Raw genomic sequence first — 14,152 nt, forward strand, 5'->3', positions numbered from 1 at the left:
GCTGATCGGTCTTTCGGGGGATTTTCTTGATGAGACAGGACCTCATCGCGACTAAGAGCGGGAAGAGAAAGTGTTTAGTTCTGAGACATGCTCAAAAGAACTCCCATATCATCACCCGAGTAGAGTGGTGGATCTTTGATCGCTGACTCTTCATCTTCCAGGTCCAAGGACTCTAATTTTTGATTCGGACCCGTTGACCAAACCAAGATGCGCACCTTGCCTGAATGATCTTGCGAAAGAATGCGATACCGGAAAGGGCGTCCCCACGGGTCGTTGCCCATGGTTCCAGTGGTTCTTAAATTTTCCATTGAAATGGCGCTGTCTGGCGCTACAGAAGCGATTTTGCGGCCACCCACAGATTCTGGTGGAGCAGCAGTCCGTGTCGCTTCGCGGTAAATTTGCACGATTTGGTACCCTACCACTTCAGCTCGCTGGCGGGCCGTTTCGACCTTAGAATCTTGCATATGACGATTCCAGGGGGTCGCAATGATGGCGAAAGAAAAACCGACTAGACCCAACAGAGCCAAAACGCTAGTGGACTTAAACTCTTGTTTTTCTTCGATTTTCATTAAATTACATCCTACATTTGATATGGGTCCTTTTACCTTTCGGCGCTAATCTGGGAAAACTTTAGACAAAGGTCTGTGAATTTTTAGAAAACACGCTCAAGTTTATGATTTTTGTAACGCTTAGAGTCTTTTCTTTTGATTTGAGGAGCCCTTGACAAGGGGTGGCGGCAGGGATAGGTTGCGCCCATCTCAAAGGGAACGCTGAATCATAAAGCAGTTATCTCATTGAGACTTTGGGGAAATTTCAAATTGGGAGGCACTTTTGATCAACCAAAACGAAACAATGACATCGAAGCCAAATTCTAAAGTTAAAATCATCAAGCGCTATCAGAATCGCAAACTTTACGATACTCAACAAAGCTGCTACGTGACTCTTGATGATATCGCTAAAATGATCCGCACAAACGAAGAAGTAATGGTTATCGATAATAAGTCAAAAAACGATATCACTGCTGCTACTTTGACTCAGATCATTTTCGAAGCTGAAAAGAAAGCATCTCAATACGCTCCTCTTTTCACTCTTCGTGAAATCATCCAAAACGGAAACGGAAGCATTTCTGGTTACCTTGCTAAGCTTGGCGCGTTCCCTCAGGACTACATGACTAAGCAACAAGTTAACACAATCGTTGAAAACGCTTCTACTGACAGCGTTAAACAAAACTTGGAAAACCGCGTTGCTACTGCTGCAACTCGCTACAACACAGACACTACTGCTAAAGTAGCTGCTGAAAAAGCGACTGTTCTTCCTGGTCTTCAACAAGACGACGAAACTCCAAATCTTCCAGGAACATCTTTGTTGAATAACTAAGATCTTCTGAACAAGATTGCGAAATTCGCAAAAAAAGAAGGCTCTGTTTTTACAGAGCCTTTTTTATTTCCTAAAAATGATTCTTCAAGACTATTTCAGAGAGCGCCAAACGATAAACTTCTTTTGACCCGCTTTAATCTCTACTTCTTTTTCTGCCAAGCCTTCACCCGTCATGTTTCCAGCCGAGTTTAGACCATCTAAACGTACTTTGTATTTGCCTGCTTTAAGCGGCACACGAATGGTTTGAATCGTTTGTGGCAAAGTGGACCATTGACGTAAATCCGCACGGTCTGCCACGTTTAAGGCGATCCATGTTAAGTTACCCAACAATTCATTCTTTTGGCGAAGCTGATCTGAAAGCACTGCTTTTGTAGCAATACCACCCAAACGTTTCGCAACCAGGATGCCTTGGTCTTCCTGCAAAGTCGCAATGGCAGCGGTTTGCACGTCATACACTTCACGGCTTAGGTAGCCCATGTCCTGGACAGTCGCTCTGGCCTTTTGCGTTTCACTTGGAACAGCCGTCAATGCCGGGAAACGATATTCGTTGGGACTATAGATCTTTCTTGGACCCCAGCCTTGTTGATAGATCACTACAAGTTCACCATAGGCTTTATCATACCAAGCAGGATCTTCTTTAACGTCAGGGAATTTCTTTTTCCATTCGTTATAAGAATCCATGCGACGAGCCAGTTTTGCAGAGCGCACTAAATCTTCACCGATAGTAGCGATGCTAGGATCGATCTTGTAAGCCTCGTTATAAGCGATGTAAGCATCGTCATAACTGCGGCTGGCTTCCCACACTAGAGCGGATAGATATTTACTGAAAGAATTTAGTTCGAACGCCTTTTTTTCATCTGCGCGATACTTGATGTACTTTTCGTTGATTCTTCTAGCTTCAACCAACGCATCATCAAGCAGACCCATTTCTAAGAAATTCATCGCAAGATAAGCGTTTATGAAGATTTTTTCGAAAGTATCACCTTTGTACTGAACCATTTCTTCGTTTAAAGCCAAAGATCCGGCAAAGCGAGAGATGGACTGATAATCAACCATCTCTGCCAGGCGGTCTGCTTTAAGTAAAACAGTGTTACTTTCTTTAAGATTTCCAGAAAGCTGCAAAGCCACGGCATAATCCAAAAGGTAAACCAGTTGGTCATCGCTTTCTTTTTCAGCCAGGGGCTTTAATTCTGTGACGGCTTTTTCGAAGTTTTGTTGGACCAGAGCAGTCCGTGCCCCTTGAACTTTTGTCTGATAAGAGGCGCAACCGATAAGAGAAAGAGAAAAAAGAAGACCCACGCAAGGCGTGAGTCTTTTTAAAAAATCAAACATCAATTAAAGACCAATAGTTTTCTTTTTGAATGTCTTACGGATTTGTTTTTGATCAGACCAAGTGATCATGCTTGTTTTTAAATTCGTAAGATTCAAAGTTAGTTTATAATAAACCGATTTATCTTTTCCAACTTCTTGTACGATTGAATCCAAACGACCGTTGATGATGAAATCAGCGCCCACTTGGCCGCCTGGGCCTTTTTTAGAATCTTCAGCAACCATACCAGAATTTTGGTAATTGTATTCATCAGAGATATCTTGGCGAGCTTCTTTATCAATGAAACCCACTTTGCCAGATTTCATAAGCTCTACACGAACCATGTCCATGATGCTTTGAGTGTCGATATGCTCGCTGGTTTTATTTTGTAAACCAGTCACCATAACTACAGGCATTTTTTTAGAAGCATTGATAGCCGGAGACGTCATCAAGCCAGCAACTAAATCTTGCACAGCTTTTTGCATATCAGTTTCTGACCACTGATCGTTCAAAAGGTTTTCGCGATTTACATCGTCGTATTGGCCTTTAACGAAAGCCTTCGGACCACAACTTGCCATCGCTAAAAATGAAAAACAGACTGCTGCTAAAGTGATATTCTTTTTCATACTACCTTCCTGTCCAACGAAGGACACAAGTGAAAGTTTATGTCGAGGACAGCGGACGCGCAAGTCCGAAACCGACTTTGAAAAAGCCTTTAATTTAAGATGCGAATATCATCCAGGTTGCAGCCAAGACGTGCCATGACTGAAATCACCACAAGCAAAATTGCCTATGAATGCCTTCGTGCACAAATTAACCCTTATGCAGAAGAATTATGGATTTATGCTCTTAGTTCCGAGCTAAAACTTATTAAATTAGAAATGGTCTTTCGCGGCACCGCAGACCATTGTCTGATACATCCTCGAGATATTTTTAGAATTCTTATCTTAAATAACGCCAGCTCTTTCATCATGGCGCACAATCACCCCAGCAATAGCGCACTGCCATCAGAGCAAGACTTGATATTAACGCGAAAGATTCACCAGCTTGCAGTGCTTTTTCAAATTCCATTAAATGACCATTTAATTGTAACTACAAAGGACTATTACAGCATGGCTGAACAGGGGCATTTTAAAAAATGGAAAAAGAATAGCAGTCGGATGCTTTATTGAACGTCTTGGCCTGAACCAAAAAGCTCCATGCTTTGACGAGAGCGTAAGGGCTGCACCGAAATCACGCGGCTTAGATCATCACTTAAAATAACTTTGTAACCACCACGACGGGCGTTTTCGATAAATTGACGAGCATACTCTTCTTTATAGGCGCGAGAGTATTCATGACTTTGCTGCTGATTGAATAACTCTTTTTGCACGACTTCATCAGGAGTCATGGCTTGTTCTTCTTTTTGGCCGCCTCTTCCTAATTCATTGGCGATTTCAGCTGCGCGGTTTTCAACCGTAAGATCAAGTTTCGCATCATTGGTATAAGCTTGTTTCGGAGTCGTGGCATTAAAGTCAGAATTCAATAGCTTGGCATTTTCGACTTGCATGCGTTGACGTTCTAGTTCCATTTTTTCATTCGTGAACATCAGATGCTTATTAACTGCCTTTTCGTATTTTTCAGACTTCACAGTTGTCTCTATAACTTTTGCAGGCTTGCTATCTTCGCTGCCAAGATAAGCAAAGATAAGCCCCGCTGCTCCTATAAATAGAAGCAACGCTAAGAGCATTGGAGTTTCTTTTTTTTCCTGAGCGGAACTCATAGCTAACTTATCGGATTATGATGAAGAATTCTTGATATTACGGGTATGCAACAAAAGTCTAGATCAAACAATTTGCTGTTGCCTTAACAAGTTTTTAACTGGGTGTTTAACCTTTCAACAGTGGGAAAGCGTCCTATTCCATTTAATTGGATCCTGCAGATGGCACATTACATGCTTTAAAGATTCTGTGAAAACAACAATTTCAAGATTAATTAAATACGAAAGGTTATTCACATGAAAGCAAACAAATTGGTATTCGCGGTATTGGCTGCTCTAATGACTTCTAACGTGGCGCTAGCTGCGACTTCAGGCACAGTTCTTTTGCAAGGTACTGTAGCTGCTGCAACTGATATTTCAGTAGTAGAAAACACAGCTAACAACACATCACTAAACATCGTTGATGGTGAGTCTAATAAGAACGTTGCAACGGCAACTGAAACTTCAAACAACCTAGCTGGTTATAAAGTTAAAATCTCTTCAACAACTGCTGGTGAGTTAAGAAACTCTTCTGATGTTACTAAAAAGACTACTTATAAAATTGCTTATGATGGTGCTGCGGCTGTAACTCCAACTGTTGCTGGTGTTGAAGTTAAGAACGTAACTTCTCTTAGCGGTTTGACAAGCGATTCTTCAAACGTAAACGTTGATGTAACTGCTTACCCAACGGCTCCTGCTGGTACTTATTCTGATACTTTGACTATCGCTATCGAAGCTAACTAATAATTTTTAGTTCAAAGTTTAAAAAGGCTCACCCGAAAGGTGGGCCTTTTTTTATTCTGCGGATTGAACCGTTAATGTGATGGTGTCTTTGTATGTGCCTGAAGGTTTGACTCCGAAGCTGCCGATGGTTGCAGAAATTGGCACCACGCGACCACTTGCCGGAGAAACTCCGAGTTCACGAGCGATTTCCACTGGAGAACTAGCGCTACTGGAAAGATTGAATGACGTATTGTTAAATTTAATTGTGTAAGGAATCGTTGCACTACCCGAATCTTGCTTTAAAGAACTATTATTTGATGAAGAAGCGTAAAGAATATAACCGGCATTATATTTTAAAATTGCATCACAGCTGCGCACTGTTCCTGGAGATAACGTTCCAAAATTTAGAGTTTCAGTAAAATCGTTCACATCAAAGCTGCCGCCACTATTTGAAATCGAAATATCGACTTTTTTGGGTGCGGTATATTGGAAGGTCAAAGTTTTTGATTCTATAAATGTATAACTGCCACTTGCGGAACCAATATATAAGCTTGCAGTGAATGTGTCAGAAAATAAGCCATAATAAAGCCATGGGTTTTCCACGTTAAGAATACCAAAATAATTCACGTTGACCTGGCGATTGCTGCTTCCTGCAGTCAATGTCCCTGACAAAACATCATTGGGCCCTGCTACATCAGGAATTTTTTTTAGAATCTGAGTACCAGTGGAATTTTTTGAAAGAGTAAACGGCCATGAATGAGGGCTGCGTCTTAGCGCCCGTCCTGTATAGGAACTTGCAAGCCCATAATCAAAAGTAATAAAGAAGTCACAACCACCCGGACTGGTATTCGCTCTGACTGTGATCGTTGGGTTCACCGTCGTATTCGATGATAAATCGAACGTCGTCTGAGCTATTAACATCGTTGGATTATTACAAACCGTCGCAAAAGTATCTAAGGAAAACAAAAATATAAATGCCATGATAAAGCTTTTCATTTTAGTTCTCCTTTCCTACCGTAATAGTGCCCAGGTTCAGTTGGTTTGAAGATACTTCTTCAACTTTAAATTGCACTGACTCTAGATTAGGTTCTGATGTCGTCAAAGTGTAACTGCCAGGTTCAAGTCCTTCAATCACGAAGCCACCATTTTTATTGGTGAAGAAGCTATTGTCGACAAGCTGGCCCTGGGAATTCACGATATCACCGGCGATAAATTGCAAGCCTTCGCCTTTAGCATCAACCAGTCTGCCTTTGACCAGGATGCGCTTTTTAAACACTAAATCCAACGCAATACCACTGCGATAAGTCGGTTGAGTGCCAAAATACTCGCGATCTAGTAAATAACCCATCGGCAAAGAGGTCGTATCAACACTTAGAAAATGTTTATAATAAGCAGATTGATCTCTTAAAACGACGGACGTGCCTGGACCTAACTGCGCTTCCCCTTTTTCACCCGAAGGATTAATGACAATACTTCTGCCTGGCGGAAGTGAGTTCGTTCTTAGTAAAACGAAGCTATCATAAATTGGCTGGGTAAATGCTGCAGAATTACCTACCCACGCTAAACCCGTATTTAATCCCAAGCCCGTGGTATTTAAGTTGGCTTGTGAATAATGATCTAATCTTAAACTGAACGCCTGGGATAGGTATTCGCCGGATAAAGACCCGGTAGTTTCATTATCTTGATTATGAACCGAGGCATTAAGCCTATAGTCGTCATACTTATAAATATTATTGCGACTGACCGACACCGTAGAATTGCGTTGCGAACTATCATAGTAGGCGCTTGCGCTTAAACGACCTTGTCTTTCCGTCCAATAAAATGAAATCAGTCCGCGATCTTCTTCAGTTTCAGCAACTGTTCTATTTAAACTAAATTCCATGCGCGTCTGTGGATTTAAAGTGAATAACACGTTCGTGCGATAGCTTCTTAAGTTTTCACCGGTGGTAACTTCATTAACCCCAGTCCCAATCCCCCATACCCATTGGGCTGGTGAACGGTAATTAAGTTGCCCGTCATACCTTCTTAGGAATGAAGAAGTGATCGGAGCAGGAGAAACTGGAAGGAATGCAGAATCACGATTTTCCGTTTCCAGTGCCAAAGTAACTGGAATGTCTTTGCCAAACATTCTTTCAATCGAACGATAGCGGAATCGTTGCGCCGACGCTTCTTGCTGGGCTTCATTCGTAGCGTAAGAACCTTCTAAGGACATGTAACCTAACGTGGAAATACCTGAAAGTTCTAAGCCCGTCATGGCTTGGCTTAAATAGTTTTGGTAATTAAAACCAAATGTGACTTCGTTAGTTAAGCCCACGCGGTGATAAAACGTCGTCATCGCAGCTGTATTATCATAAGCACGATCCGCACCGGAAACTTCCCAGGGGAAGCCGGCAGCATAGGAAAACTCATGGACACCTTTTCCTAGCAACGTGTTTTCAAAAAGAATTGAAAAGTCAAAAATCTCTACTTGTCCAAGATCGTCGGTGATTTTTACTTTTACGCTGTTTTGTCCCACCGCCAGCGGATAATCACGGATGTTGAATACGCCTGGAGCCAGGCGAAGCTGACTGTATAAAAATCCATTCACAAAAATTTCAACTAGCGAAGGCCTTTTAATAACGATTTCGCTATTACTAAGAGGTCGAAGAGTTTTATAGGGCTGAATTGAAAAATCACGAACCAGGGAAGCACCACCAAGATTCGGAGACTGTTGAAAGCCGCGACCTAACAACGTTAGATCACCCAAGGTGAAACGAAGCATCTTGTCTTCATTATCGAAGCGCAGACGCGTGTCCTGGCGTTGCCATGGATATTCATCACTTTCTAAATATTCAGCCATGGTTTCAAAAGTAAAACCGCGAATATTTTCTACCAGATCTACATGGGCCGTCAGTGGCATTTTTTCTTCTGCCGGAACATCTGCACCGTATTGATAGGCTTGTAAAAGACGAAGGTTGATATATCCGCTATGCGCTGAAGGGCGAAGATACTTTTGATTAGCACCTTCCGCATAATTTAAATCCAGTTCATTGGTTCTTCTTTGAGATAATGGAACATCCAATTTTAGCTCTAATGTTTTTTCATCAAAGCGTACGGAAATACCCACCGCTTCAAGATCATAAAGGGATAATACATTTTCGGGCTGAACACGACGTTCTAGCTCCTTATATTGAGGCTCTTTTAAAATGTTTTCTAAGGTTTGCAAAAGGGGTTTTGATTCTACGACAAATTGTTTTCTGTCGTCGCGTGGAAAAACCCAAGCTTCTGCCACTACTTTGTTATCGAGAATAAAAGGCGCGACAAAATACGGCTTAGGCAATGCAGGGCGAACACCAGCAAAAGCATTTGTGCTGTAAAGCAGAGTAATAAAGCTAAATAGAAGAACTAAAAGGAACTTCAATCGTGGAACTCCGCTAATTCTAATTCAGCCTTTAAATTTCCTTCGACGATATCTTTAGCGGAAGCCACAGGGACACTGTGTTCCGCCCCTGCTAAGATATTAACGCCGTCAAAGGATTTGCCTGGTTCCAACGATGTCAGCAGTTTATCGCCAGCAAAGATTTTAATTTGTTTAACTCTAAGAACTTGGTGGGCCGTGCCTTCGTTTTTAATTTTTAAAACAAGGTTGCGATTTGATTTCTTTTCTACACTAGTCACCCGGATCTTAGACACCGCATCTTGAGGTGTGACGTAAGCTGAAGCCACGTACTGAAGAAGGAATTTTAAATTTACAGAGGCTTGCTGGGCTTTCGCATTTTTTTCGTGAAACTCGATCGGCAGCTGGGCCGCGACAATACGATAGGCTTTTTCGGTGTTACCGTTAAGTTCGCCTGCCCAGGTAACACGGATATTTCTTTTTTCTTTTGGTAAAAGCACTAGCTGCTCTGGATAGATGGTGAAGTCTTCCGTTTTCTTGCGCACCTCTTCGCCTTTTGCATCCGTTGTGCGTGTGAAAGCTTCAATCTGTATTGGGATTTTATCAGTGCCCGTATTTTCTACCGTTAGAACCTGCGTTGATTTTGCTCCGCTTGGCGCGAAATGAACGACCATCGGGGTTAAGCGAAAAGCAAAGCAAAACGTCGGAAACAAGAATAGAAAGATCGCGAATTTACTGAATTTTCCAGGCATATATCAAGATTATGCGATGAAAATACGTGGTGGAATTCAAGAATGATAAAAGAAATTAACAACTAGTCTTTAGACAGCGAGCTTAAGGAGCAGAAACTGTGACTACAGAGGCTGGGCCCCGCTTTTGGACTTTTACCTTTAAGTCCTTTGAGCCCTTGTTTACAACGCTTCCATTATCAGCGATAACCACCTCCGCAGCCATGGGAACGACACCAGAAAGTTTCACGCCGCCTTTGCCCTTTGCAAATACGCTTGATGACATCGTTAATAGAGATAAAGCCAATATAGTTCTCATACTTAAAACTCTTCGGCGGACCTAGACTAAAGCTTTAGGTTAGTAACGATGGGCTCTTCTCTTGAATTGGGGGGAAAACTGGGATAATCACGATAAATTCAGTCCCCACGCCCACTTCCGAGCGCGCTTGAATTTCTCCCCCGTGATTTTGGATTATTCCATAAGAGATACTAAGTCCTAAACCTGTACCTTGGCCAACACCCTTAGTAGTAAAGAATGGATCGAAAATCTTTTCTAAAGTTTCAGCAGACATGCCCTTGCCACTGTCTTGAATTGAGATTTGTACAAAGCCCCGTTTGTCTTTTGAGCCTTTGAAATCTTTAAGTGGTGTCGTTGAAATCCAAATATGACCACTTCCATCAATTGCCTGCACCGCGTTTGAAAGAATGTTCATGAAGACCTGATTAATCTGGCTGGCATAACAGTGAATCAACGGAGTCGGCTCATACTGTCTATGAATTTCAATTCTATTTTTAATTTCACCTTGTAAAAGATTAAGAGTGGTATCCAAGCTTTGCTGCACATCGATCTCTTGCAGTTTTGCTTCTTCTAAGCGCGAAAAGTTTCTTAAACCTAAAACGATATCACGCGTACGGCGGGCACCATCCTGGCAAGAAGCCACAAGTTTCGGTAAATCTTTAACGATATAATCAAATTCAAATTCTTCTTTAAGCGCGGGCAGTTTCGGTGGATCTTTTTCAGCTATTTCAGCAAGGGTAATCAGTTTTTCTGAATATTCTTTAAGATGAGTCATGTTGCTATAAATAAAACCAATTGGGTTATTTAGTTCATGAGCAACGCCGGCCACGAGCTGCCCTAGGCTTACCATTTTAGCTGAGTGAACAAGTTTCGTTTGTGTGTCTTTAAGTTCTTTATTTGCGGATTCTAGCTCGCTGATTTTCTTACGTAGATCAGAACGGGCTTGCCAGATCTTTTTACTCATTTCATTAAACGACTCAGTTAATAGACCGATTTCTGTGTCATTTTTTACTGGAATGGTAACGGCTTGTTCTTGGGATTCGAATGATTGTAAAGCGTCCACCAAGTCATATAAAGGTTTTAATACCCAGTTGGACGTTACAAAAATGGTGAAGATAAGAAGAACGACGACCGCGCCAACAACTGTTATGAATGCGTAGTTTACATTCTTTAAAACAGCTTTCGCTTCACTTTTTGAAGCGCCCAATGCTACTGAAAATTTTGTGATTCCCCAAGAAAGTGGATAGATCAAAAAACCATAGGGTACAGAGCGAATATTTAAATCAAAGAAGGGCTCCCCACCTGGTTTTACATAAGGGCGGAAGAAATCTTTTTTATAAAGATAAAAATCCGGGTGGCTGGCGACGACTACTTGCCCGTTATCTTTAAAGAAAATCAATTCAAGCTTCAGGCGATTTTTTAATCTCATCGCAAAGCTTTTATTTAAATCAACGACTTGTTCAACGTAACCCACTAAGCGACCGCCGGGGCCAGTCACCTTAGAAATTAAAATCAAATTGTACTTTTGGTTTTCTCTAGCTTCTGAAAGGGCGATTTCTTTCTGCTCTTTAAGTTCAGCCATGTATTTCGCTGATAAAAAGACGGCATCCTGCACAGGCAAAAAACTTCTTAAAACTTCTTTGTCATCCCTAAATACCGAAGCCAACATGCGGCCTTCACGATTAAAGAAAGTCAGACTTGAAATGCCGTCCGTCTTCATCCATTGCGAAGCAATCGAACGAATCGTCGCACCATCACCGACTGTAAGGTGATAAAGAAGACTTGGATCACGGGAATAACGATCACGCTTTTCCTGCAAATTTGTACGGATATCTTTAAGAACTAAATCGATCTCTCGAGCATTACCACTTAAACGCTGTGAAAGTTCATAGTCGATGGCCTTTTCGTATTTCAACATCGAATAGCCAGTAACGAATGCTAACGGAACCACCGTAAAAAGCACAAACCAAACTATTAAAATAGTTCGTAGTGATCTTTTAGGTTTCCGTCTTAAAATTTTCACTTTTCATCCACGGTGATAATCATACGCACAATACCGTCAGGCATGACACGCGGATGTTTTTCTTTGCCCATTCTTGGTGAACCATAGGTTCCAAGGAAGGTCATAAGATCTTGGTATTTCGCTTCAGGAATTGTGAAGTGATAATAAAGTGAGTTCGGAGTTTTCTTCCAACCTAATTCCACGGAACCGGCTTTACGGCCACCCAGCTCTCTGATTTTTTCATTAATTTTCGGGGCAGCATCATCGATATTCGTAAGAGCGATCGTTCCACGATATAAAAATCCGCCCCCCATTGCAGACGCTGTTGTTGATGCATCCGCTTTCGTATCAGCTACTTTCGCTGTAGGCGAAGGGGTTGGAGTTGGTGCTGCCGTATTTGTCGGAGTTGGAGTAGCGGTAACTTGTTTTGCCGCAGTTGAAGAGTCTTTCGGGCTTACACCTTCATCGACGAACTGAGGCGTATCTTCAACAACCAGAGTTGTTCCCGTTTTTTCAACTTCAGCTAAGATGACTTCTTTTGAACCTGTGTTAGAACCAATCTCCATTACTTTTTGCCATGGAGTGATGGATAAAACAGTGACGATGGCAGCAACAACTACCAAAGCTTCAAGCCCCCATTTTAAACCTTGGGGCCACTTTTCAAAATTCGACTTTTGCATCAAGACAGATAAATAACTAGAAGGTGTATTGATCTGGGTGATGATGGGCTGAGATACCACCGTATCTGCTAACTTTTCAGCATACAGTTGGCCGCTTTGAATTTTTGATAAATCAAGTTGCGCGTCTCTTGAAAACTTCACGTGATCTTCAACGGCACTGCGACGCTCTTTATCTAAGCTTCCCGTTAGATAGTCATAAAGAAGTTCATGCCCGATGAAAGGCGAAACGTCTCTGCGACCCTTTTTTGAAAGAGGGATCTTATTGTTTTCCTGTGCCATGCTTAAATTTACTCACACTTTGAGTCATGCTACCTAACTTGCGAAGGGCTCTTCCCAAACGATAGCGGATAGTTCCTTGAGTGATACCCAGTCCCTCTGAAATATCATCATCATCAATTCTTAAAATTTTAGACCAGATCACCGTTAACAATTCATCTTCAGAGGCTGACTTCTGAAACTCACGCCAAGGACCTAAATCAGTTCCTTCGGGAATTAGCCAGCCAGATTCTACGGTGGTATTGGGGCGACCTCTTGAAACGCGCGATTTATACTTATCCCAGACAGTTTTTGTTGCAGCGACAATCGCCACAGAGCTTTTTAATTCAGGATTTCTTTGCTGGCGTGCTCGACCAATGGCTAAAGCCTGCGACGAAGCTTCGATCGCTTTTTGATCATCCAATAAAGAAAAATAGAAAAACAATGCAATGGATTGCACATCTGCTTCAGTCATACTGGGATATCTTAATGGATCAAAAACTAGTTGGGCAGCTTTTATGATTTGTCAGTCAACGAACTATCTGGAAGGCCGGAAATAAAAAAGGCCCCGTCAGGGGCCTCTTCATGCGAGTGGCTTAGTCCACTGTAAGCTGTCTTAGCAGGTCTAGTTGATCTAGAACTTTTCCAGACCCCATAACCACGCAAGACAATGGATCTTCTGCGATAGAAACTGGCAAGCCAGTTCTTTCTCTCAAAAGCACATCAAGGTTAGCTAACAATGCTCCGCCACCTGTTAGAACGATCCCGTTATCAACGATATCAGAAGCAAGTTCTGGTGGAGTTTTTTCTAGCGCTGTACGAACAGCATCAACAACTTCAGACAAAGGATCCATCAAAGCATCGTTTACTTGTGAAGAAGTGATTTCGATTGTCTTAGGTGCGCCTGCCACTAGGTCACGACCTTTGATCTCCATCGATTTTTCTTCTTCAAATGGGTAAGCGTTACCGATTTGGATTTTGATATTTTCAGCAGTTCTTTCACCGATCAACAAGTTGAACTGACGGCGAACGTAGTTCACGATTGCTTCATCAAACTTATCACCAGCAACTTTGATTGATTTACAGTAAACGATACCGCCCAACGAAATCACTGCTACACCCGTAGTACCGCCCCCCATATCAACAACCATGTTTCCAGATGGTTCAGTGATTGGAAGTCCCGCACCGATAGCAGCTGCCATTGGTTCTTCGATCAAATAAACTTCGCGTGCACCAGCTGACTGAGCAGCTTCTTTTACCGCGCGTTTTTCAACTTGAGTGATTCCGTAAGGAACGCAGATGATGATTCTTGGTCTGATGAAAGATTTCTTTTCACCCAGTGATTTACCGATGAAGTACTTAAGCATGCTTTGAGTAACTTCAAAGTCAGCGATAACGCCGTCTTTAATTGGGCGGATAGCAACGATGCTGCCTGGAGTACGACCCAACATATCTTTGGCTTCTTTACCAACAGCAAGAACGCGATTTTGCATTCCACGATAGTTCTTTTGAACTGCAACCACTGAAGGTTCATCGAGGATAATGCCACGGCCTTTTACGTAAACAAGGGTGTTGGCGGTGCCAAGGTCAATGGCAATATCGTTAGAAAAATAATCTTGAACTTTGTCAAAAAAACTCATGCTGAAATCTCACTTCAGAAGTCAAT

15 protein-coding genes are annotated in these 14,152 nt (G+C 42.1%); 3 read left to right on the plus strand and 12 right to left on the minus strand.

The features are described 5' to 3' along the window. Positions 1 to 74: 74 nt before the first annotated feature. Positions 75 to 569: a hypothetical protein gene (locus MNR06_RS10965; protein WP_243535972.1), complete on the minus strand. Its 495-nt coding sequence runs from the start codon at positions 567 to 569 to the stop codon at positions 75 to 77. A gap of 262 nt (positions 570 to 831) precedes the next feature. Between MNR06_RS10965 and MNR06_RS10970 the strand changes: the two genes are divergently transcribed. After that, positions 832 to 1,377: a polyhydroxyalkanoate synthesis regulator DNA-binding domain-containing protein gene (locus MNR06_RS10970; protein WP_243535974.1), complete on the plus strand. Its 546-nt coding sequence runs from the start codon at positions 832 to 834 to the stop codon at positions 1,375 to 1,377. Positions 1,378 to 1,467: 90 nt separating this feature from the next. Here MNR06_RS10970 and MNR06_RS10975 read toward each other — a convergent pair whose 3' ends face one another. Together MNR06_RS10975 and lpoB are read right to left on the minus strand one after the other, a co-directional pair. Next, positions 1,468 to 2,676, minus strand: coding sequence for a COG3014 family protein (locus MNR06_RS10975; protein ID WP_243535976.1), 1,209 nt, complete (start codon positions 2,674 to 2,676; stop codon positions 1,468 to 1,470). Between the two features lie 36 nt (positions 2,677 to 2,712). After that, the gene (gene lpoB / locus MNR06_RS10980; RefSeq protein WP_243535978.1) at positions 2,713 to 3,312 is read right to left on the minus strand and encodes a penicillin-binding protein activator LpoB; all 600 of its coding nucleotides are present in this window, start codon (positions 3,310 to 3,312) and stop codon (positions 2,713 to 2,715) included. Positions 3,313 to 3,447: 135 nt separating this feature from the next. Between lpoB and MNR06_RS10985 the strand changes: the two genes are divergently transcribed. Then, entirely contained in the window at positions 3,448 to 3,858 is a 411-nt protein-coding gene (locus MNR06_RS10985) for a JAB domain-containing protein (protein ID WP_243535980.1), read from the plus strand. Here MNR06_RS10985 and MNR06_RS10990 read toward each other — a convergent pair. After that, positions 3,852 to 4,448, minus strand: coding sequence for a hypothetical protein (locus tag MNR06_RS10990; RefSeq protein ID WP_243535982.1), 597 nt, complete (start codon positions 4,446 to 4,448; stop codon positions 3,852 to 3,854). The genes MNR06_RS10985 and MNR06_RS10990 overlap by 7 nt on opposite strands. A 234-nt stretch (positions 4,449 to 4,682) precedes the next feature. Here MNR06_RS10990 and MNR06_RS10995 point away from each other — a divergent pair, with 234 nt between their 5' ends. Continuing rightward, positions 4,683 to 5,168 carry a hypothetical protein gene (locus tag MNR06_RS10995; protein ID WP_243535984.1) on the plus strand — a complete coding sequence of 162 codons (486 nt, stop codon included), beginning with the start codon at positions 4,683 to 4,685 and terminating at the stop codon, positions 5,166 to 5,168. A 51-nt stretch (positions 5,169 to 5,219) separates the two neighbouring features. Here MNR06_RS10995 and MNR06_RS11000 read toward each other — a convergent pair whose 3' ends face one another. The 8 genes from MNR06_RS11000 to MNR06_RS11035 form a co-directional block, all read right to left on the minus strand. After that, positions 5,220 to 6,143: a hypothetical protein gene (locus MNR06_RS11000; RefSeq protein ID WP_243535986.1), complete on the minus strand. Its 924-nt coding sequence runs from the start codon at positions 6,141 to 6,143 to the stop codon at positions 5,220 to 5,222. A 1-nt stretch (position 6,144) separates the two neighbouring features. Continuing rightward, positions 6,145 to 8,547 carry a fimbria/pilus outer membrane usher protein gene (locus tag MNR06_RS11005; protein WP_243535988.1) on the minus strand — a complete coding sequence of 801 codons (2,403 nt, stop codon included), beginning with the start codon at positions 8,545 to 8,547 and terminating at the stop codon, positions 6,145 to 6,147. Beyond that, positions 8,544 to 9,275, minus strand: coding sequence for a fimbrial biogenesis chaperone (locus tag MNR06_RS11010; protein WP_243535989.1), 732 nt, complete (start codon positions 9,273 to 9,275; stop codon positions 8,544 to 8,546). Before MNR06_RS11010 ends, MNR06_RS11005 begins: the two co-directional genes overlap by 4 nt. Positions 9,276 to 9,357: 82 nt before the next feature. Beyond that, complete coding sequence (locus tag MNR06_RS11015; protein ID WP_243535991.1) at positions 9,358 to 9,570, minus strand: hypothetical protein; 213 nt, start codon at positions 9,568 to 9,570, stop codon at positions 9,358 to 9,360. Between the two features lie 34 nt (positions 9,571 to 9,604). After that, positions 9,605 to 11,512 (minus strand): ATP-binding protein, encoded by a 1,908-nt coding sequence (locus MNR06_RS11020; protein WP_243535993.1) that lies wholly within the window; start codon positions 11,510 to 11,512, stop codon positions 9,605 to 9,607. A gap of 56 nt (positions 11,513 to 11,568) precedes the next feature. Next, positions 11,569 to 12,510: a hypothetical protein gene (locus MNR06_RS11025; RefSeq protein WP_243535995.1), complete on the minus strand. Its 942-nt coding sequence runs from the start codon at positions 12,508 to 12,510 to the stop codon at positions 11,569 to 11,571. Beyond that, positions 12,491 to 12,961, minus strand: a complete 471-nt coding sequence (locus MNR06_RS11030; protein ID WP_243535997.1) for a hypothetical protein — start codon at positions 12,959 to 12,961, stop codon at positions 12,491 to 12,493. The genes MNR06_RS11025 and MNR06_RS11030 overlap by 20 nt, the downstream gene beginning before the upstream one ends. 121 nt (positions 12,962 to 13,082) lie before the next feature. Further along, positions 13,083 to 14,126, minus strand: coding sequence for a rod shape-determining protein (locus tag MNR06_RS11035; RefSeq protein ID WP_015089392.1), 1,044 nt, complete (start codon positions 14,124 to 14,126; stop codon positions 13,083 to 13,085). Positions 14,127 to 14,152: the final 26 nt, after the last annotated feature.

Source organism: Bdellovibrio reynosensis (assembly GCF_022814725.1).
In the GTDB taxonomy this organism is placed as follows: domain Bacteria; phylum Bdellovibrionota; class Bdellovibrionia; order Bdellovibrionales; family Bdellovibrionaceae; genus Bdellovibrio; species Bdellovibrio reynosensis.